The organism is Pseudomonas sp. NPDC085632, assembly GCF_044541255.1.
In the GTDB taxonomy this organism is placed as follows: Bacteria; Pseudomonadota; Gammaproteobacteria; order Pseudomonadales; family Pseudomonadaceae; genus Aquipseudomonas.
The window spans coordinates 34,666-54,460 of the sequence record NZ_JBITSX010000035.1 but is presented as its reverse complement, the minus strand read 5'-3'; the positions used below and the strand labels follow the sequence as shown (position 1 = coordinate 54,460).

13 protein-coding genes and 1 pseudogene are annotated in these 19,795 nt (G+C 58.9%); 7 read left to right on the top strand and 7 right to left on the bottom strand.

What is annotated here, in order from left to right:
* Positions 1-312: 312 nt before the first annotated feature.
* The gene (locus tag ACIF4X_RS20310; protein WP_397483481.1) at positions 313-726 is read left to right on the top strand and encodes a hypothetical protein; all 414 of its coding nucleotides are present in this window, start codon (positions 313-315) and stop codon (positions 724-726) included.
* A 105-nt stretch (positions 727-831) separates the two neighbouring features.
* Here ACIF4X_RS20310 and ACIF4X_RS20305 read toward each other — a convergent pair whose 3' ends face one another.
* The 4 genes from ACIF4X_RS20305 to putP form a co-directional block, all read right to left on the bottom strand.
* Positions 832-1,152 carry a hypothetical protein gene (locus ACIF4X_RS20305; RefSeq protein WP_038360201.1) on the bottom strand — a complete coding sequence of 107 codons (321 nt, stop codon included), beginning with the start codon at positions 1,150-1,152 and terminating at the stop codon, positions 832-834.
* A 330-nt stretch (positions 1,153-1,482) separates the two neighbouring features.
* Positions 1,483-2,196 (bottom strand): DUF4123 domain-containing protein, encoded by a 714-nt coding sequence (locus ACIF4X_RS20300; RefSeq protein ID WP_397483480.1) that lies wholly within the window; start codon positions 2,194-2,196, stop codon positions 1,483-1,485.
* Positions 2,186-4,201: a type VI secretion system tip protein VgrG gene (locus tag ACIF4X_RS20295; protein ID WP_397483479.1), complete on the bottom strand. Its 2,016-nt coding sequence runs from the start codon at positions 4,199-4,201 to the stop codon at positions 2,186-2,188. Before ACIF4X_RS20295 ends, ACIF4X_RS20300 begins: the two co-directional genes overlap by 11 nt.
* A 351-nt stretch (positions 4,202-4,552) precedes the next feature.
* Positions 4,553-6,037, bottom strand: coding sequence for a sodium/proline symporter PutP (putP, locus tag ACIF4X_RS20290; protein WP_397483478.1), 1,485 nt, complete (start codon positions 6,035-6,037; stop codon positions 4,553-4,555).
* 458 nt (positions 6,038-6,495) lie between these two features.
* Between putP and putA the strand changes: the two genes are divergently transcribed.
* Both putA and ACIF4X_RS20280 read left to right on the top strand, forming a co-directional pair.
* On the top strand, positions 6,496-10,449 hold the full coding sequence (gene putA / locus ACIF4X_RS20285; protein WP_397483477.1) for a trifunctional transcriptional regulator/proline dehydrogenase/L-glutamate gamma-semialdehyde dehydrogenase: 3,954 nt from the start codon (positions 6,496-6,498) through the stop codon (positions 10,447-10,449).
* A 257-nt stretch (positions 10,450-10,706) separates the two neighbouring features.
* Positions 10,707-12,509 (top strand): acyl-CoA dehydrogenase, encoded by a 1,803-nt coding sequence (locus ACIF4X_RS20280; protein WP_397483476.1) that lies wholly within the window; start codon positions 10,707-10,709, stop codon positions 12,507-12,509.
* 195 nt (positions 12,510-12,704) lie between these two features.
* Here the strand turns inward: ACIF4X_RS20280 and ACIF4X_RS20275 are convergent, their stop codons facing one another.
* Complete coding sequence (locus ACIF4X_RS20275) at positions 12,705-14,642, bottom strand: methyl-accepting chemotaxis protein (protein ID WP_397483475.1); 1,938 nt, start codon at positions 14,640-14,642, stop codon at positions 12,705-12,707.
* A 209-nt stretch (positions 14,643-14,851) separates the two neighbouring features.
* On the opposite strand from ACIF4X_RS20275, the gene ACIF4X_RS20270 reads away from it, so the two are divergent.
* The gene (locus tag ACIF4X_RS20270; protein ID WP_397483474.1) at positions 14,852-15,229 is read left to right on the top strand and encodes a hypothetical protein; all 378 of its coding nucleotides are present in this window, start codon (positions 14,852-14,854) and stop codon (positions 15,227-15,229) included.
* A gap of 75 nt (positions 15,230-15,304) precedes the next feature.
* Here the strand turns inward: ACIF4X_RS20270 and ACIF4X_RS20265 are convergent, their stop codons facing one another.
* Positions 15,305-15,607: a cell division protein ZapA gene (locus tag ACIF4X_RS20265; protein ID WP_016987569.1), complete on the bottom strand. Its 303-nt coding sequence runs from the start codon at positions 15,605-15,607 to the stop codon at positions 15,305-15,307.
* Positions 15,604-15,834 carry a hypothetical protein gene (locus ACIF4X_RS20260; protein ID WP_016987570.1) on the bottom strand — a complete coding sequence of 77 codons (231 nt, stop codon included), beginning with the start codon at positions 15,832-15,834 and terminating at the stop codon, positions 15,604-15,606. Before ACIF4X_RS20260 ends, ACIF4X_RS20265 begins: the two co-directional genes overlap by 4 nt.
* A gap of 171 nt (positions 15,835-16,005) precedes the next feature.
* On the opposite strand from ACIF4X_RS20260, the pseudogene ACIF4X_RS20255 reads away from it, so the two are divergent.
* The 3 genes and pseudogenes from ACIF4X_RS20255 to ACIF4X_RS20245 form a co-directional block, all read left to right on the top strand.
* A pseudogene (locus tag ACIF4X_RS20255) lies at positions 16,006-16,836 on the top strand (MCP four helix bundle domain-containing protein); the annotation flags it as partial.
* A gap of 30 nt (positions 16,837-16,866) precedes the next feature.
* Entirely contained in the window at positions 16,867-17,739 is an 873-nt protein-coding gene (locus ACIF4X_RS20250; protein WP_371042268.1) for a methyl-accepting chemotaxis protein, read from the top strand.
* Positions 17,740-18,052: 313 nt separating this feature from the next.
* A complete protein-coding gene (locus ACIF4X_RS20245) occupies positions 18,053-19,795 on the top strand; it encodes a potassium/proton antiporter (protein WP_397483473.1) in 1,743 nt (580 codons plus the stop codon).

The window sequence follows — 19,795 nt, the reverse complement described above, 5'->3', positions numbered from 1 at the left end:
TCGCAGGTCGGCGCACATCACCCAGACAACTCAGTCAGTCCCCAGAAACAACGCATAGCGAGGCCTGGCCAAGCCAAGTTCACCACTGAAGTCGCAGGTCGGCGCACATCACCCAGACAACTCAGTCAGTCCCCAGAAACAACGCATAGCGAGGCCTGGCCAAGCCAAGTTCACCACTGAAGTCGCAAGTCGGCGTACATCACCCAGACAACTCGGTCAGTCCCCTCTCCCTCTGGGAGAGGGTTAGGGTGAGGGGCTTTGCTTTTATGGCGTTAAACTGGCAAAACACAAGCGACAGGAAGTCAAAAACTCATGCGATATCTGATCATCTGCTTATTCAGCCTGCTTGGCCCATACCTCGCCCTTGCCGAGGAAACCCACACTGAACAGGCACGCCAGACACTAAAGAACTACGGTCTGAGCCACTGCATCCTAAAGCCATTCAACGAACGCTCCGCACTGGAAAAAGACATTGCACTGTCCGCCAATGCCTATTCCTTCATGGGCAAAGGCATGCATTCCATCCTGCAAAATGAAGACACGCTGCAGGTGCTGCACGATCCCTACAAAGAAACCCGAAACTACGTATTAACGGCTTACGAGCAGACACCTTCAAACAGCAAATATTCGAATGAAAAAGTAGTGTTTATCGCGTGCCTGAAGGTCTACAACTCCGAGGCGTTCAACCGCTTTATAAACACTCAGGACGCGTACATTTCCGACTAACGCGCTGATATCCACCAACGTCAAAAGAACGCAGCCTTCGGCAGCACCTACAGGATGAACGCCAGTTCCTTTGAGCTGCCGCAGGCTGCGGTCCTTTGATCTTTTTCAGGCAGGCATGCTGCGCAGGCGCCTGCCGATGACATCAAGCACATCACAGCCGTCGCGCAAGGGGATCACGCAGAGCTGGGCGAAGTCGCTAAGGATGACGGAGTCGCACTCGACCGAGCCGCGCATGCACATGTTTTCCAGCACCTGGATCACCGCGCGCAGACGGTGGTTGGCGGCGTCCATGAGGATGTCGAGGGGCACGTGGGTGTCGATGAACAGGGTGGGCATGTCGCTGCAATTGCCGGTCAGGGCCATGAAGCGGTTGTCGGGATGAGGGATGATCTTTTCGTAGGGTGGATCGGGTGTTAGCGTTTTCATTTTTGAACCTCTGGTAGTGAAATGAGCTTCCACCATCGCCCTCCTACGGGTTTGGGTGGCAGCCATGCGCGGGGTAGGAGTACCGAGACCAGAGAACTCGGCCACGCCAAGGCGTGCCCGCACATAACCGCCGCAAACGATCTTACGGACGCACGTAGACTGCCGCAAACCGGGCAACGACGTTTATGCACTCTTCTAGTATCAAGGCTCCTACACCCTGTCGCCGCATCTGCGGTGACCTTTTAAGACTATCCCTGCAACGCATCGCCCAACAGTTCATGAAAACCGCCGCAACTCGAAGGAATCGTCCGAGACCTTCGCCCCGAAAACTCACTCTGACTCTGCCAGCAAAAACGCCAGCAACGCCGATTGCGACGATTCTTCCGACAGTGAAACCTGAAAAAACCGCCTCACCTTGCAACGCAAAACCGCCTCGGGAAAGGCCTCGAAAAGTGTCGGATGTTCTTCGCTCAACCACTGCAACGCATTGGCCGTTCGAACGTCATTGCCCTGCTGCGCCAGCACCGACTCCGGCACCTGCCACCACGGGAATGCCCTTCCCGAAACCTGCGCCCTGCCGCCGATTTCCAGCGCCTGACCGTTGATCAAACAACGCCCGATCAGCGGGAACAGTTGTGCCGCATCCACCTCATCAGACTGCAAAACCGGCAACAGAAACCGTCCGTCCCAGAATCGAAAAAACACGGTTTTGCCGTCCGGCATCAACACCTGCGTCAGGCTGCGAAAGTGCGCCACCACCTCTTCAAGACTCGCCGAAGAAACCGCCAACCATCCCCAATCCAGCGACTCGGTAGTGGCGACCCAATGCAGAAACTCACTGTCAGCAGCGATAATTCCCACGTAAGGCATCACCACCTCCCACTCGGCATAGATCGTCTCGGCCCAGATCGGACTCGCCATGTCTGGCGAGGCCTCAAGCGGTTTCGCCGCACTGGCATTACTGAACACCGCGAACAATTGCTCGGACGCTTTCAAAGGTTCGCGTGCCAACCAATCGGCAAGCAAAAGAAAATCAGACTGCACAGAAACCGTCCTTGCAACGCTCACACTCTTCGCAGAATGGCGCATCACCCTTGAAGCTCATGATTTGTGCGGCCGTCAGCATGGCAGCCGGCGCTGCGGTGAGTTTCTCCGGCAATCCCGGTACAACCGGCGCGGCACTCATCGCCGCTATCGGTGCGCCCCCCACGACAATCGGCACGCTGCTGAAAATCCCGCCCGGGCCGATATTGATCCACTGCCCGCCGGCCTGAATCGTCGCACTCGCGCCACCGTCGATGACCACTTGCTGACCAGCGCTGACGTGGAATTGCCCACTGGCGCTGATCGCCTGATTACTCACGCGAATATGACGGTCGCCGGTCACGCTCAGATGATCGTCCTGTTTCACTTCGGTCTGGCGCTGGCCGTGGGTGATGCGCTGCTCATCAGCCTTCAACTCATGCCGCGCGGTGCCGGTGACGACGATGCTGCGCTGGTTATCGACCTGCACCTGTTGGTCATGCAACACATGCTGCGTCCAGTTGCGTTGGGCACGCAGGTAGATTTCCTCGGCGCCTTTGCGATCCTCGATGCGCAGTTCGTTGTAGCCGCCACCGCCGGGGCTGCTCTGACTGCGGAAAATGCTGCGGGTCTTTTCCGCTGGCAGATCCAGCGGGATCGGTGTCGCTGCGTTGGGCAGGCAACCCACGACCAGCGGCTTGTCGGCGTCGGCATCGATGAAACCGACCAGCACTTCCATGCCGACTCGCGGGATCAACACACTGCCGTAACGGTCGTGCGCCCAATTTGTGGCAACGCGCAGCCAGCAGCTGGAATGCTCATTCAATTCACCGTCGCGATCCCAAGCCAGTTGCACCTTGACCCGACCATACTCGTCACAGTGGATTTCGGTGTCTTTCGGCCCGGTCACAACCGCTGGTTGATAACCGAGCATGCGTGGTTTTTCCGGCCCCAGCGCCGGGCGAAAGAACACGTCCCAGGGCGTGGCGAGAAAGGTATTACGGTAACCCTGGAATGCTTCCCCATCACTGGTCACCGATTCCTCCAGCACTTGCGGCTGGCGGCCATGGTGTTCAACGGCGGTCAGCAACCACAGGTCATTCCAATCGTGGCGCGGATGGTCGCTCAGTTGCAGGAAATGTCCGCAAACCAGTGCGGATTCGTCGCTGATGCCTTCGGCCTGACGGTAATCGGCGACATGTCGCTCAAGTGCCCGCTGGGCCAGGTGCTTGCCGGTTTCCCGGTCATTGAATTGGCCGGGGAAGTGATAGTCCTCCAGCACCGGGCGCTGCTCAGCGTCGACACGACTTTCCAACTGCAGTCGCGGCTTGATGAAATTGTAATCGCGCCGGGTCACCACGCTGGTGCGGGTTTCCACCCGCACGTTGAAACGCTGAATCGCCCGCGCTCCGCCCGCCATGCCGCTGCCCGGCAGATATACCGTCGACTCAGCCAGACGCGGAAACACCGTCTGGTCGTCGCCGAACACCAATAGATGGCCTTCGGGACTGTGCTGGAAGTGGTAATGAATGCCGACCTCCGCACACAACCGCTGAATGAAGGCCAGATCACTCTCGGCGTATTGCACGCAATACTCACGCACCGGGTACTCACTGCCGAGGCGAAATTCAAAGGCATCACGCAGGATCGAATGATCCTTGAGCACTCGCGCGACAATCTGCGGAACCGTCAGGTGCTGGAAGATCCGCTGATTGATCCGGTGCCCGAGGTAGGTCAGGCGCGGAACGAGGCTTAAGTGATAACGCGTCAGACGTTTCCCGGAATCGCCCTGCCCGACCTGATAAATCTGACCGTGAATACCGGAACCCTGAGCATCAAAGCTCAGAAACGCCTGACAGTGCAGCAGGCTTTCGAGGTCCAGATCCGGTCGCTCACTGACCAGTTCCAGCTCGAAACGAAAGGGTTGGCTGATGGCTTCCTTGCCCGTGAACTCAAGGACTTTGAGGTCATGTTGGGCGCCTTCGAGGGTCAACGTGAAACGCGGTTGATTGGCAGGCGCGAACATCCGATGTCTCTCTGCAGTGTGAGGGCGGGCGATTCTGCATGAGGGGCAAGGGGTGATGAATGGGTGACGGGAAAATCAGATTTACCCTACTTTCATTGACGAAAAGCCCTGCAAAAATCGGCGCCTTCAACTACAGACAAATCCCCCAACTTCACCACCAAACCCTGTGGGAGCTGGCTTGCCAGCGATGGCGGTGTATCAGTCACCCAATGTGTGGGATGTGTCGACCTCATCGCTGGCAAGCCAGCTCCCACAGGTTTCTCCAGTGTCCGCAAGAAATCACAGACACAAAAAAACGGCCCGTCTCCTGTAGGAAGCGGGCCGTTTTCGGGTGAGCCGAAGCTCAGGGCATTACTTGTTCAGGTGGAAATCTTTTTCCGCCGCTTCGAAGCGCTGCACCATGCCAGCAGTCGGCGTGCCGAGCTTGCTGACGATCAGGATAGCCAGGCTGGCGAAGATGAAGCCCGGGATGATTTCGTACAGACCCAGCAGTTCGAAATGCTTCCAGACCACCACGGTGATCGCGCCGACCAGGATACCGGCCAGTGCGCCGTCGCGGGTCATGCCTTTCCAGACCACCGAGATCAGCACAACCGGACCGAACGCAGCACCGAAGCCGGCCCAGGCGTAGGACACCAGGCCCAGTACGCGGTTTTCCGGGTTGGCGGCCAGACCGATCGCGATCAGGGCAACCAGCAGCACCATCGCGCGACCCACCCACACCAGTTCAACCTGGGAAGCAGATTTACGCAGGAAGGTTTTGTAGAAGTCTTCGGTCAGGGCGCTCGAGCACACCAGCAACTGGCAGCTCAGGGTGCTCATCACCGCAGCCAGAATGGCCGACAGCAACACACCGGCAATCCAAGGATTGAAGAGGATTTTCGCCAGTTCGATGAACACACGCTCGTGGTTCTCGGTCACGGGACCGGCCACTTCCGGGTGTGCCGAGAAATAAGCGATACCGAAGAAGCCCACGGCCACGGTGCCGCCCAGGCACAGGATCATCCAGGTCATGGAAATGCGACGCGCCTTGGCGATCGATTTCACCGAATCCGCGGCCATGAAACGCGCGAGGATGTGCGGCTGACCGAAGTAGCCCAGACCCCAGCCCATCAGCGAGATGATGCCGATGAAGGTGGTGCCTTTAAGCATGTCGAAGTTGCTTGGATCTTGTGCTTCGATCGCCAGGAACGTGGTGTCGACGCCGCCGGTGGCCAGCAGCACGATGATCGGCGTAAGGATCAGCGCGAAAATCATCAGGGTGGCTTGTACGGTGTCGGTCCAGCTCACGGCCAGGAAACCACCGATAAAGGTGTAGGCAATTGTCGCCGCAGCACCGGCCCACAGCGCGGTCTCGTAGGACATGCCGAAGGTGCTTTCGAACAGACGGGCACCGGCGACAATGCCGGAAGCGCAGTAGATGGTGAAGAACACCAGAATCACGATCGCCGAGATGATCCGCAGCAGACCGCTTTTGTCTTCGAAACGGCTGGCGAAGTAGTCCGGCAGGGTCAGGGCGTCGCCGTTGTGCTCGGTCTGCACGCGCAGACGGCCGGCAACGAACAGCCAGTTCAGGTAGGCACCGATCACCAGACCGATGGCGATCCAGCTTTCGGACAGACCGGACATGTAGATGGCGCCCGGCAGGCCCATCAACAACCAGCCGCTCATGTCGGAGGCACCGGCAGACAGCGCGGTGACGACGCTGCCGAGGCTGCGACCGCCGAGAATATAGTCAGAAAGGTTGTTGGTGGAGCGATAGGCCATCAAGCCGATCAGCACCATTGCTGCGATGTAGATCACGAACGTGATCAGGGTTGGATTGCTTACGCTCATTGAGTTACGCCCTGGCTTTGTTTTTATGTAGCGGCGGTGGTGAACCGCACGCAAACGACGACGTTTGGCAGACGATCCGGGATCCCGCGCATTTAGGACTGATGTTTCCCCAGGAAAGCCATCAGCCGGTACACCGGGTTATTCCCGGTTGCACCTAGGGCGCGAATGCTATGCAACAAATCAAATAAGGTGCAACCAGTTTCGTGAGAATTAGTTGCACCTAGTCGGATTTATCGACGATCTCCCCGTTTTTGCTCCCTTTTGTGGCAGTCATGGCCCTTTGCTAGAAGCAAAAGCACCAAGCAGGAGCAGCACTTTCGTACCAGAAGATAATTCCTGACGAGCTGCCTGTTATTCCGACAAAAAAAGGGTTGCACCCGGTTGCACCTCTTTCGGCGCACGGCTAATCTTGCGGCCAGCTGATGCCACGCAACTGTGGCAACCATGAGGATAAAAATATGGCTACCACCACCCTTGGGGTCAAACTCGATGACCCGACCCGCGAGCGCCTGAAGGCGGCCGCGACCTCGATTGATCGCACACCGCACTGGCTGATCAAGCAGGCAATTTTCAATTACCTGGAAAAACTCGAGGGTGGTGCAACCCTGACCGAGCTGAACGGTTTGACCGCCAAGGACGCCGATGAGGCGGGCGAAGTCCACACCGATCACGCCCACCAGTGCTTCCTCGAATTCGCCGAAAGCATCCTGCCGCAGTCCGTTCTGCGCGCCTCGATCACCGCTGCTTACCGTCGCCCTGAGCCGGAAGTCGTGCCGATGCTGATCGAACAGGCTCGCCTGCCGGTCGCCATGGCTGAAGCCACCAACAAGCTCGCCGCTTCCATCGCGGAAAAACTGCGTAACCAGAAAAGTGCCGGCGGTCGTGCAGGCATTGTTCAGGGCCTGCTGCAGGAATTTTCCCTGTCGTCCCAGGAAGGCGTGGCGCTGATGTGCCTCGCCGAAGCGCTGTTGCGTATCCCGGACAAGGGCACTCGCGACGCGCTGATCCGCGACAAGATCAGCACCGGCAACTGGCATCCGCACTTGGGCAACAGCCCGTCGCTGTTCGTCAACGCTGCCACTTGGGGTCTGCTGCTGACCGGCAAACTGGTCTCGACGCACAACGAAGCCGGCCTGACCTCATCCTTGAGCCGCATCATCGGCAAGAGCGGCGAGCCGATGATCCGCAAGGGCGTCGACATGGCCATGCGCCTGATGGGCGAGCAGTTCGTCACCGGCGAAACCATCGCCGAAGCGCTGGCCAACGCGAGCAAGTTCGAAGCCAAGGGCTTCCGTTATTCCTACGACATGCTCGGTGAAGCGGCACTGACCGAGCACGACGCGCAGAAGTACCTGGCGTCGTACGAACAAGCCATTCACTCGATCGGCAAAGCGTCCCACGGTCGTGGGATTTATGAAGGTCCGGGCATCTCCATCAAACTGTCGGCACTGCACCCGCGTTACAGCCGTGCGCAGTACGAGCGTGTGATGGACGAGCTGTACCCGCGCCTGCTGTCGCTGACCCTGCTGGCCAAGCAATACGATATCGGCCTGAACATCGACGCCGAAGAAGCCGACCGTCTCGAACTGTCGCTGGATCTGCTTGAACGCCTGTGCTTCGAGCCGCAACTGACCGGCTGGAACGGCATCGGTTTCGTCATCCAGGCTTACCAGAAGCGTTGCCCGTACGTGATCGACTACGTGATCGATCTGGCCCGTCGCAGCCGTCATCGCCTGATGATCCGTCTGGTGAAAGGCGCGTACTGGGACAGCGAAATCAAGCGCGCCCAAGTCGAAGGCCTGGAAGGCTATCCGGTCTATACCCGCAAGGTGTACACCGACGTTTCCTACATCGCGTGTGCTAGAAAACTGCTGTCGGTGCCGGAAGTCATCTACCCGCAGTTCGCCACGCACAACGCCCACACCCTGTCGGCCATTTACCACATTGCCGGTCAGAACTATTACCCGGGCCAGTACGAATTCCAGTGCCTGCACGGCATGGGCGAACCGCTCTACGAGCAGGTTGTCGGTAAAGTTTCCGAAGGCAAGCTGAACCGACCGTGCCGCGTGTACGCACCGGTCGGTACTCACGAAACCCTGCTGGCGTACCTCGTACGTCGCTTGCTGGAAAACGGTGCGAACACCTCGTTCGTCAACCGCATCGCCGACCAGTCGATTTCGATTCAGGAATTGGTGGCCGATCCGGTGGCGCAGATCGAGCAGATGGCGACCGTGGAAGGTGGTTTCGGCTTGCCGCATCCGCGTATTCCGCTGCCGCGTGATCTGTACGGTGCCGAACGCGCCAACTCCAGCGGCATCGACATGGCCAACGAACATCGTCTGGCTTCGCTGTCCTGCGCCTTGCTGGCCACTGCGCACAACGACTGGAAAGCCGCGCCGATGCTCGGTTGCGCCTCCAGCAACGAAACGCCGGCAGCCGTTCTGAACCCGTCGGATCACCGCGATGTGGTCGGCCATGTTCAGGAAGCCACCGTCGAAGACGTCGACAACGCCATTCAATGTGCGCTGAACGCCGCACCGATCTGGCAAGCCACCCCGCCCGCCGAACGTGCGGCGATTCTGGAACGTGCCGCTGACTTGATGGAAGGCGAGATCCAGCCGCTGATGGGCCTGTTGGCTCGCGAAGCCGGCAAGACCTTCGCCAACGCCATCGCCGAAGTCCGCGAAGCCGTCGACTTCCTGCGTTATTACGCGGTGCAGGCACGCAACGATTTCAGCAACGACGCCCACCGCCCATTGGGTCCAGTCGTTTGCATCAGCCCGTGGAACTTCCCGCTGGCGATCTTCAGCGGTCAAGTCGCTGCGGCATTGGCTGCCGGTAACCCGGTATTGGCCAAACCTGCAGAGCAAACTCCGCTGGTGGCCGCGCAAGCCGTGCGCTTGCTGCTCGAAGCAGGGATTCCGGAAGGCGTGCTGCAATTGCTGCCGGGGCGCGGTGAAACCGTCGGCGCCGGTCTGGTCGGTGATGAGCGCGTCAAAGGTGTGATGTTCACCGGTTCCACCGAAGTCGCACGTCTGCTGCAACGCAACATCGCCGGTCGTCTCGACAGCCAGGGCCGCCCGATTCCGCTGATCGCCGAAACCGGTGGCCAGAACGCAATGATCGTCGACTCCTCGGCACTGACCGAACAAGTCGTGATCGACGTGGTGTCTTCGGCCTTCGACAGCGCCGGTCAGCGCTGCTCGGCTCTGCGGGTGCTGTGCCTGCAGGAAGATTCCGCGGATCGTGTCATCGAAATGCTCAAAGGTGCCATGGCGGAAAGCCGTCTCGGCAACCCTGAGCGCCTGTCCGTGGACATCGGCCCGGTGATCGACGCCGAAGCCAAGGCTGGCATCGACAAGCACATTCAGGGCATGCGCGATAAAGGTCGCAATGTTTACCAGGTAGCGATCGCCGACACCGAAGAGGTCAAACGCGGCACCTTCGTCATGCCGACCCTGATCGAACTGGAAAGCTTCGACGAGCTGCAACGCGAGATCTTCGGCCCGGTATTGCACGTAGTGCGCTACAAGCGCAAAGAGATCGATCAACTGATCGGCCAGATCAACGCTTCCGGCTACGGCCTGACGCTGGGCGTGCACACCCGTATCGACGAGACCATCGCCAAGGTGATCGACAACGTCAACGCCGGTAACGTCTACGTCAACCGCAACATCGTCGGTGCCGTGGTCGGCGTGCAGCCATTCGGCGGCGAAGGTCTGTCGGGTACTGGCCCGAAAGCCGGCGGCCCGCTGTACTTGTACCGCTTGCTGGCGACACGTCCTACCGATGCCATCGAACAATCCTTCGCTCGCGGTGATGCTGTCGTCGCCCCGGACGTTCGTCTGCGCGATGCCATGAGCAAACCGCTGAACGCGCTGAAAGCCTGGGCTGAAAGCAACAAGTACGCCGACCTGAGCACCCTGTGCGTGCAATACGCTGCACAATCGCAAAGCGGCATCACCCGCGTGCTGGCCGGCCCGACCGGTGAGAAAAACAGCTACGCCATCCTGCCGCGCGAGCACGTGTTGTGCCTGGCCGAGGTTGAAGGTGATCTGCTGACGCAACTGGCAGCGGTGCTGGCGGTAGGTGGTTCTGCGGTATGGCCGGAGTCCGACATCAGCAAGGCATTGTTCGCACGCCTGCCGAAGGACATTCAGGCGCGGATCAAGCTGGTTGCCGACTGGAATAAAGACGAAGTGGTGTTTGATGCGGTTCTGCATCACGGCCACTCCGACCAGTTGCGCGGCGTTTGCCAGCAGATTGCCAAGCGTGCCGGCGCGATCGTTGGGGTTCAGGGCTTGTCCCAGGGGGAGACCAACATTGCCCTGGAGCGACTGGTAATTGAGCGGGCGTTGAGCGTTAACACCGCTGCGGCGGGTGGTAATGCCAGTCTGATGACTATCGGTTAGTACCGAAAACCGGGCACCTGCATAGGTGCCCGGCATAGCAACAATCCCTGTGGGAGCTGGCTTGCCAGCGATAGCGATTTTTCAGTCACCATCAATGTCGACTGAACTGCCGCCATCGCTGGCAAGCCAGCTCCCACAGTGTTTTGGGGTGTTTGTTAAGTCGGCGCGCGGCTCCAACATCACGCCCATCAATCATCCTGTTCAGCCTTTATCAGCACGCCTAGACTCGGCCCAACCCCAATTTCAGGTAGGCCGCCATGTCCGAGACGCTGCTCAGTTCCCGCAATCTGGCTTTCGAGCTGTATGAAGTCCTCGATGCCGAGGGCCTGACCCGGCGTGAGCGTTTTGCCGAGCACAATCGCGAGACCTTCGACGCCGCCATCGGTACCGCACGCAACATCGCCGAGAAGTACTTCGCGCCGCACAACCGCAAGGGCGACGAGAACGAGCCGCGCTATGAGAACGGTCAGGCGATTCTGATTCCTGAAGTGAAACCGGCGGTAGATGCCTTCCTTGAAGCTGGATTCCTCAACGCCGCGAGAAGTTTCGACGCTGGCGGCATGCAACTGCCTACATTGCTGTCGCAAGCCTGCTTCGCACATTTCCAGTCAGCCAACGCGGCTTCGACTTCCTACCCGTTCCTGACCATGGGCGCGGCGAATCTGATCGAAAGCTTCGGCACGGAAGAACAAAAGCAGCGATTCCTGCAACCGATGATCGATGGCCGCTTCTTCGGCACCATGGCCCTGACCGAACCCCACGCGGGTTCGTCGCTGTCGGATATTCGTACGCGCGCCGAGCCTGCGTCTGACGGCACTTATCGCCTCAAGGGCAACAAGATCTTCATCTCCGGCGGCGATCACCCGCTCTCGGAAAACATCGTGCACATGGTTCTGGCCAAACTGCCGGACGCACCGCCGGGGGTGAAAGGTATTTCGCTGTTCATCGTGCCGAAGTTTCTGGTCAACGATGACGGCAGCCTCGGCCAACGCAATGACGTGCTGCTGGCCGGGTTGTTCCACAAGATGGGCTGGCGCGGCACGACCTCCACAGCGCTGAACTTCGGCGATAACGGTGAGTGCGTCGGTTATCTGGTGGGCAAACCGCATCACGGTTTGAGCTACATGTTCCAGATGATGAACGAAGCACGAATCGGCGTCGGCATGGGCGCGGTGATGCTCGGTTATGCCGGTTATCTGTATTCACTTGAATACGCCCGTGAACGACCGCAAGGCCGGGTGCCGGACAGCAAGGACCCGACCGCCGCGCCGGTGGCGATCATTCAACACGCCGATGTACGACGCATGCTGTTGACGCAGAAATCCTACGTCGAAGGTGCCTTTGACCTCGGTTTGTATGCCGCTCGCCTGTTCGATGACACCACCACGCTTGAGTCCGAAGCCGAGCGTAAACAGGCGCATGAACTGTTGGATTTGCTCACGCCAATCGTCAAATCCTGGCCATCGGAGTTCTGCCTCAAGGCCAACGAACTGGCGATCCAGATTCTCGGCGGCCACGGTTACACCCGTGAGTATCCGGTCGAGCAGTATTACCGCGACAACCGTCTGAACCCGATCCATGAAGGCACCCACGGCATCCAGTCGCTGGACTTGCTCGGGCGCAAACTGGCGCAGAACGGTGGTGCCGGGTTGAAACAACTGATCCGTCTTATCGCCAACACTGCTGAACGCGCGACAGCCTACGAATCGCTAAGCGCACTGCGCGAGCCACTGGAGAAGCTGGTGGCGCGCCTGCAAACGGTGACCATCGGATTGTTGACCGATCTGGCGCAGGGCAAGGTCAACAGCAGCCTGGCGAACTCGGCGCTGTATTTGAAGGTGTTCGGCCACACGGTGATTGGCTGGCGCTGGCTGGAACAGGCGATTCGTGCCGAAGAAGGACTGGCGAAGGGTAATGCGGCAGATGCGGACTTCTATAAGGGCAAGTTGCAGGCGGCGCGGTATTTCCTGACGTGGGAAGTGCCGGGTTGCCACCATGAACTGGCGTTGCTGGAGGCGCGGGATGATACGTGTCTGGCGATGCAGGATGCGTGGTTCTGACACCCTGCCCTCACCCCAGCCCTCTCCCGAAGGGAGAGGGCTGGGGTGTCTGGCGCTATACATCGACCTGAAAAACCGCGTCGATTATGGATTCGGTAAAGCATTTTCAGGTCGGCGTATTTCTCAAGCATCCCACGGTCAGTCCCCTCTCCCTCTGGGAGAGGGTTAGGGTGAGGGGCTTTTCTGATAGAACACTCAGCTCAGCTTGAACCCACCCATCTGCCGCGCCAGATCATCCGCCAGTTTCTGCAGCATCTGGCAATCTTCACGACAAGCCCGCACCTCCCCCGCCGTCGCCCGCGCCAGATCAGAAATCCCCTGCACATTGCGGTTGATCTCTTCAGTCACCGCCGACTGCTCCTCGGTCGCCGTCGCGACCTGATGGTTCATGTCACTGATGCGCTCGACCTGCCCAGTAATTGCCGTCAGCGACGCTCCGGTGCGCTGACTCGACTCAACCCCGGTGCCGGTTGCAGCTTGCCCCGTGCGCATCGACGACACGGCGTTTTCCGCACCTTGCTTGAGGCTGCCAATCATCTGCTGGATTTCGTCGGTAGACGCCTGCGTGCGTCGTGCCAGGGTACGCACTTCATCGGCAACAACCGCAAAGCCGCGCCCCATATCCCCGGCCCGCGCCGCTTCGATGGCGGCATTGAGCGCCAACAGGTTGGTCTGCTCGGACACCCCGCGAATCACCGCAAGTACCGAATCAATCGACGCCACTTGGTGCGCCAACTCACCCACCGCTCCCGCCGCTAAACCGATCTCATCGGACATGCTTTCAATGTGCCGAATCGAGCCACCGACCACTTCTCGCGCCTGCATCGCCTCGTCCCGCGCCGTCTGCGAGGCCAGCGCGGCATTACCAGCGTTCTGCGCGATTTCCTGCACGGTCAGACCCATTTCATGAACCGCAGTTGCGACCATGTCAGTCATTTCCTGCTGACGACCCGAGCGCTCTGCGGTGTTCTCCACCACTTTCGCCACTTGCCCCACAGCAGTGCGTAAACGCTCGCTGGTTGTCAGCACTTCGCCGATCATCCCGCGCTGACTGTCGAGGAAGCGGTTGAAGCCACGTGCAAGGTCGCCCAGTTCATCGGCGCGGCTGGAATCTAACCGGTGGGTCAAATCTCCACCGCCGCTACCAATCGCTACCAGCGCCGCTGTTACCTGACGAATCGGCCGCACCAGCCCTTGTGCCAGCCACACCACCAACGCCAGGCACACGAGGGCCACGGCAAGGCCAATACCGCCACTCATCCACATGGCTTTGCGCGCCTCGGCGTAGATCTGCGATTGCGGCACTTCTGCCACCAGAGTCCAGCCCAAATCGCGCAACGGCAGGCTGAAAGCGAGGAAGTCTTCGCCATCCCTCTGGAAGCTGCTGCTGATCGCCGTTTTTTGGCCCATGACGGACTGCGCCGCATTGGCGCCAATCTGCTCGCTCAAGGTGCGTTTGCCGCTGAACTGCGCTTCGGGATGCACCTGGATCAAACCGTCGGAACGCACCAGATAGACCTTGCCGCGCTCACCAAAGCTGAAATTGTGGATCAACTCCGACAGCTCTTTCATGCTCAGCCCGAGTCCGGCGACGCCGACCACTTTGCCGGCCTGCTCGACCTTCAAATCGATAAACAGCGCCAACTCTCCGGTGGCACCGTCGTTGTCGATATTGAGGGTGCGCGGCTGATCGCTATCGAGGAAAGAATAGAACCACGCGTCAGCCGGTTTGGAACGACTGAGGGTGCGATCCAGGCCTTTTTCGGTGATGTAATGATTGGATTCGGTGCCGATGATCAAAGCGGTAAAGGCTTTATGTTCGGCGCGGATGCCTTCCAGATACTGCGCGAAGCCCGCCGTTTTGCTGCTGTCTTCGCCAGTAGCGAGCCAGTCGCGGACCATCGTGTTGCTGGCAATATCCTTGGCCGCCGTCAGCGGCTGGACGAGGATACGTTCGATATCGTTGCGCGTCGCTTCAATGCTTGACGGCAGCGCTTGCTCGACCAGATAGCTCTGGGCGAGCCGGTTAACCACCAGGGTATAAATGCCAACCACGATCAGGATGCTGACCAGCAGGGCGGTGCCCATGCTGAGAATCAGCTGCCATTGAATACTGCGTCGCCACAACTGCATGGAGCACCCCCAAAGAATAAGAGTCTGAAACACTGCAACTGTCGCGCCACATGTATACAAAAAACCTAAATATTGTTCATTAACTCATGCGCGATATTAATGACACCCACTTAAATCCGACCCTGTCTACTGTCAAGGTTGTCAGGTGTCAGGGATTTATTGAAGCCGTACTCTCCATTGGCGAAACCCAAAAACGAGGAGTCAAGGAAATGAGTAACCAACGCACAATTGAAGGTATTCAGGGCACTCAAAGTCTGGAGGGCATTACTCGGGATGAAATGCTGAAGTCCGTCAGGGTAGGTCAGACGATTAAAAAGCTAGTCAACGACAGGAAAACCACCATCCTGAAAAAATCGTTCGAGGAATCAGCCGACGGGTGGTTTATCGAAGTAGAGGTCGACGCAACTCCGTCCAAGTGGCGAAGTGAAACGGCACTCAACCAGAATGAAATGGTTCGGTACATTGAAAAGGGGGATTTTCTTACACATCCCGACTACCCCGATGAACCTTACAAGATAGAAGAAAAAGATGTAGCGAACCGGGATGGCCGCTATTACTTCAGGATTTGGGCAATCAGCGCAACATGATCACTCATCACTCTCCAGAGCGCTCCTTGCAAATGGAGCGCTCTCGGAATGAGACTCGAGTCTACCTCCGCGACTTCAACCCTGATTGATGGTCTTGGCAATAGTGTCGACCGTGGCGCTGACTTGCTCTTGGTAACGGTCGAGTTCTTCTTGATGTTGCTTCTTCATTTCAATCTGCTGCGAGCACAGATTCATCGCCGCCAGCACCAGCAAGCGGTCACCGATCAGTGTCGGGTATTTACGCTTGGTGTCATCCAGCGCTGCCTTGAGCATCATGGCCGCGTCCAGCAGGGTCTGTTCTTCCCCGGCCGGCGCCTTGATCGAATAGTCCTCGCCGAGAATGGAGACGACTTTTACCCCTGCTGTGTGGTGGTTCATGCGCTGACCGGACCTGCGTTGACGCGATCAACCAGGGCTTGAATGCGTGCAGCGGTGGCGCCGTGCTTTTCTTCCTGCTCCATCAGGTTCAGTTGCAGGCTTTCGTTTTCATCCTTGGCCTGGGCCAGTTCCGTGGACAGGGTCTGGTTGGTTTGCGCAAGGCTCTGGTTCTGTTGCACCAGGTCGCTGACGAGCTGTTCCAATTGGCTGAGGGATGCTTCCAACATTTTGATCTTCCAAGCGTTTTTCAAAGGGCGCGTACGATAAAGAAAAGTCATCACGGATGCCAGGGTTAAACCGGCGCAAGGCCTTGATTTTCCTGGTGACGGACCGTTCCTGCGAGTTTTAAAGACTGTGATCTGCCGATCTGGTTCCTGCACTTCGTCGCCCCAGGCCTTATGCGACAAATACGCACAGTGCCTCAAGACTTTAGTCGCATGACCGATAAGTCATCCATACAGCAGTCTCAGCCCGCATGGATGCGGCCCTCTCTTGGTATCCGCCCCATGTCCCTTCGCAATATGAATATCGCCCCACGGGCGTTTACCGGCTTCGCTTTGATCGGCGGCCTGATGCTGATTCTCGGTGTGTTTGCCCTGAATCAGATGAGCAAAATCCGCGCAGCAGGCGAAGACATCGCCACGGCCAGCGTGCCTTCCATCAAGGCCCTCGACGAATTCACCCAACTGACTCTGCGCCTGCGCGTTTTGTCGTATCGGTTGCTGATCAACCGTGAACCGGACGTTCAACAAAAGACTGTCGAACTGTTCGAGCTGCGCAACAAGCAGATCGCCGACGCCCAGCGCGCCTACGAGCCGTTGATCGACGGCCCGCAAGAACGTGCGGCATACGACCAGTACGTGCAGTTGCTCGCGCAGTACCGCCAGCTTGAAGACCGGATGAAAACCCTGTCGCGCAACAATCAGATCGATGAACTGCGGCAGATGCTCAACTCGGATTTGCTGAGCAACTCGGAAGCGGTGAACACCGCTTTGGCGCGCTTGCTGGAGATCAACACTCAGCAAATCGCCGAGACGGATAAAGGCGCAAGCGATCAGTTTTCGATGTCTTTCAACCTTGTGGTTACGCTGTTAGTGATCGCCACTGGCCTGACGTTTCTCTTCGCCTGGCTGCTGACCGTCAGCATCACCAAGCCGATCTCCAAAGCATTGGAAGCTGCGGAAACCATCGCCGAAGGCAACCTGACCCAGCCGATCCACGTTGACGGTGAAGACGAAGCCGGCCGCCTGCTGGCAGCCATGGCGAAGATGCAATCGAAGCTGCGTGACACCCTGCAGCGTATTTCCGGCTCGGCCACCCAGTTGGCTTCGGCAGCGGAAGAACTGAACAGCGTCACCGACGAAAGCGCGCGCGGCCTGACTCAGCAGAACAACGAAATCGAACAGGCAGCCACTGCGGTCAACGAGATGACCAGCGCCGTGGAAGAAGTCGCACGCAACGCCGTGAGCACTTCGGAAGCCTCGAAGAACGCCACCACCTCGGCCGGTGACGGTCGTGATCTGGTGCAGGAAACCGTCAGCGCGATCGAACGCATGAGCGCCGATGTGCAGAGCACTGCGTCGCTGATCGGTGATCTGGCCAATGAATCCCGCGACATCGGCAAGGTGTTGGATGTGATTCGTGGTCTGGCCGATCAAACCAACCTGCTGGCCCTGAACGCGGCGATCGAAGCAGCACGTGCCGGTGAAGCCGGTCGTGGTTTTGCCGTGGTAGCAGACGAAGTACGTGCCTTGGCGCACCGTACTCAACAGTCGACCAGCGAAATCGAGCGGATGATCGGCAGTATTCAGAGCGGCACCGAACACGCCGTGGATTCGATGCGCAACAGCACCGAACGCGCCGAGTCGACCTTGAACATCGCCCGTGGTGCCGGCATGTCGCTGGACACCATCAACACCGCCATCGTCGAGATCAACGAGCGCAACCTGGTAATCGCCAGCGCCGCCGAAGAGCAGGCGCAAGTGGCGCGGGAAGTGGATCGTAATCTGGTGAATATTCGTGATTTGTCGGTGCAATCGGCGACCGGGGCGAATCAGACCAGTGCGGCGAGTAATGAGCTGTCGCGGTTGGCGCTGGACCTGAACAACATGGTTGGGCGGTTCAGTCTGTAAATTTTGAGATCAAGGTCAAAAGCCCCTCACCCCAGCGCTCTCCCAGAGGGAGAGGGGGCAGATCTTCATGTTTTTCAAAACCTGAGTTCGGCGCGATATTTCAGGTCGGTGTGACTTGAACAAACACCGCGGTCGGTCCCCTCTCCCTCCGGGAGAGGGCTAGGGTGAGGGCAGCAATCGCCCGCCAGACACAAAACCTTATGCCCTGCTGAAAAACCTTTTTGACAGCATCACATTTCAACAGGTTAGAATCGCTGGCACGCAGACTGCATGGTCAGTTTGTGCCCGTCTTTACGCTTCTGGAGTACTGCCTTTGAATGCGACGACCATCAACAGCCTGTTCTTGATCGGCGCGTTGCTGGTAGGCGCAAGCATTCTCGTCAGCTCACTCTCTTCCCGTCTCGGCATTCCGATTCTGGTCATTATTCTTGCGGTCGGCATGGCCGCTGGGGTCGATGGCGGCGGGATCATTTTCGATAACTACCCGACGGCCTATCTGGTCGGCAACCTCGCGCTGGCGGTGATCCTCCTCGACGGCGGTTTGCGCACGCGGGTGTCGAGTTTCCGCGTGGCGTTATGGCCGGCGCTGTCGCTGGCCACGGTCGGGGTGTTGATTACCACCGGGCTGACCGGCATGGCCGCGGCCTGGTTGTTCGACCTCAATCTGATTCAAGGCCTGCTGATCGGCGCCATCGTTGGCTCAACCGACGCTGCAGCGGTGTTCTCGTTGCTTGGTGGCAAAGGCCTGAACGAACGGGTGACCGCCAGCCTGGAGATCGAATCCGGCAGCAACGACCCGATGGCGGTGTTTCTCACTGTCACTCTGATCGACATGCTCGCCAGCGGCCAGACCGGCCTGCACTGGAGCCTGTTGACCCACCTGATCCGCGAGTTCGGCATCGGCGGTGCGATCGGCCTCGGTGGCGGCTGGCTGATGCTGCAACTGGTCAACCGCATCAATCTGGCGGCCGGTCTGTATCCGATTCTGGTGATCGCCGGCGGTCTGGTGGTGTTCGCGTTGACCAACGCCTTGCATGGCAGCGGTTTCCTCGCCGTTTATCTGTGCGGTCTGGTGATCGGCAACCGCCCGGTGCGCAGCCGTCACGGCATTCTGCACATGCTCGACGGCATGGCATGGCTGGCGCAGATCGGCATGTTCCTCGTACTGGGCCTTTTGGTGACGCCGCACGATTTGCTGCCGATCGCCCTGCCCGCCCTGGGTCTGGCGCTGTGGATGATTCTGTTTGCGCGGCCGCTGTCGGTGATGGTCGGCCTGCTGCCGTTCAAAGCGTTCCATGGCCGCGAGAAAGCGTTTATTTCCTGGGTTGGCCTGCGCGGCGCGGTACCGATCATTCTCGCGGTGTTCCCGCTGATGGCCGGGCTGCCGAATGCGCAGCTGTACTTCAACCTCGCCTTCTTCATCGTGCTGGTGTCGCTGCTGGTGCAGGGCACGAGCCTGCCGTGGGTGGCCAAACTGTTGAAGGTGACCGTACCGCCAGAGCCCGCGCCGATTTCCCGGGCGGCGCTGGAAGTCCATGTCACCAGCGAGTGGGAGCTGTTTGTTTACAAGCTCGGCGCGGAGAAATGGTGCATCGGTTCGCCCCTGCGCGAGCTGAAAATGCCCGAAGGCACGCGTATCGCGGCCCTGTTTCGTGGCCACCAACTGCTCCATCCGTCGGGTAGTACGGTGCTGGAAGTCGATGATTTGCTGTGTGTTATCGGCCATGAACACAACCTTGGCGCCCTCGGAAAACTGTTCAGCCAGGCGCCGCAACGCGGCCTCGATCTGCGTTTCTTCGGCGACTTCGTGCTCGAAGGAGACGCCCAGCTTAAAGCGGTTGCAGCGCTCTATGGCTTGCCAGCCGAAGGCATTGATCCGGACATGACCCTGGGCGCCTTCATCGCCCACAAAGTCGGTGGCGCACCCATCGTCGGTGACCAGGTGGAGTGGAACAACACCCACTGGACCGTTGCGGTCATGGACGGGAACAAGATCGGCAAAGTGGGCGTCAGATTCCCCGAAGGAAGTCGCCCGGGCCCCGGGCTCTTCCTCTAA

What these genes read in the sequence shown, in the direction of transcription:
- ACIF4X_RS20310 (WP_397483481.1), top strand. Translation starts at nt 313, where the DNA reads ATGCGATATCTGATCATCTGCTTATTCAGCCTGCTTGGCCCATACCTC.
- ACIF4X_RS20305 (WP_038360201.1), bottom strand. Translation starts at nt 1,152, where the DNA reads ATGAAAACGCTAACACCCGATCCACCCTACGAAAAGATCATCCCTCAT.
- ACIF4X_RS20295 (WP_397483479.1), bottom strand. Translation starts at nt 4,201, where the DNA reads ATGTTCGCGCCTGCCAATCAACCGCGTTTCACGTTGACCCTCGAAGGC.
- putP (WP_397483478.1), bottom strand. Translation starts at nt 6,037, where the DNA reads ATGAGCGTAAGCAATCCAACCCTGATCACGTTCGTGATCTACATCGCA.
- putA (WP_397483477.1), top strand. Translation starts at nt 6,496, where the DNA reads ATGGCTACCACCACCCTTGGGGTCAAACTCGATGACCCGACCCGCGAG.
- ACIF4X_RS20280 (WP_397483476.1), top strand. Translation starts at nt 10,707, where the DNA reads ATGTCCGAGACGCTGCTCAGTTCCCGCAATCTGGCTTTCGAGCTGTAT.
- ACIF4X_RS20275 (WP_397483475.1), bottom strand. Translation starts at nt 14,642, where the DNA reads ATGCAGTTGTGGCGACGCAGTATTCAATGGCAGCTGATTCTCAGCATG.
- ACIF4X_RS20270 (WP_397483474.1), top strand. Translation starts at nt 14,852, where the DNA reads ATGAGTAACCAACGCACAATTGAAGGTATTCAGGGCACTCAAAGTCTG.
- ACIF4X_RS20265 (WP_016987569.1), bottom strand. Translation starts at nt 15,607, where the DNA reads ATGAACCACCACACAGCAGGGGTAAAAGTCGTCTCCATTCTCGGCGAG.
- ACIF4X_RS20260 (WP_016987570.1), bottom strand. Translation starts at nt 15,834, where the DNA reads ATGTTGGAAGCATCCCTCAGCCAATTGGAACAGCTCGTCAGCGACCTG.
- ACIF4X_RS20250 (WP_371042268.1), top strand. Translation starts at nt 16,867, where the DNA reads ATGGCGAAGATGCAATCGAAGCTGCGTGACACCCTGCAGCGTATTTCC.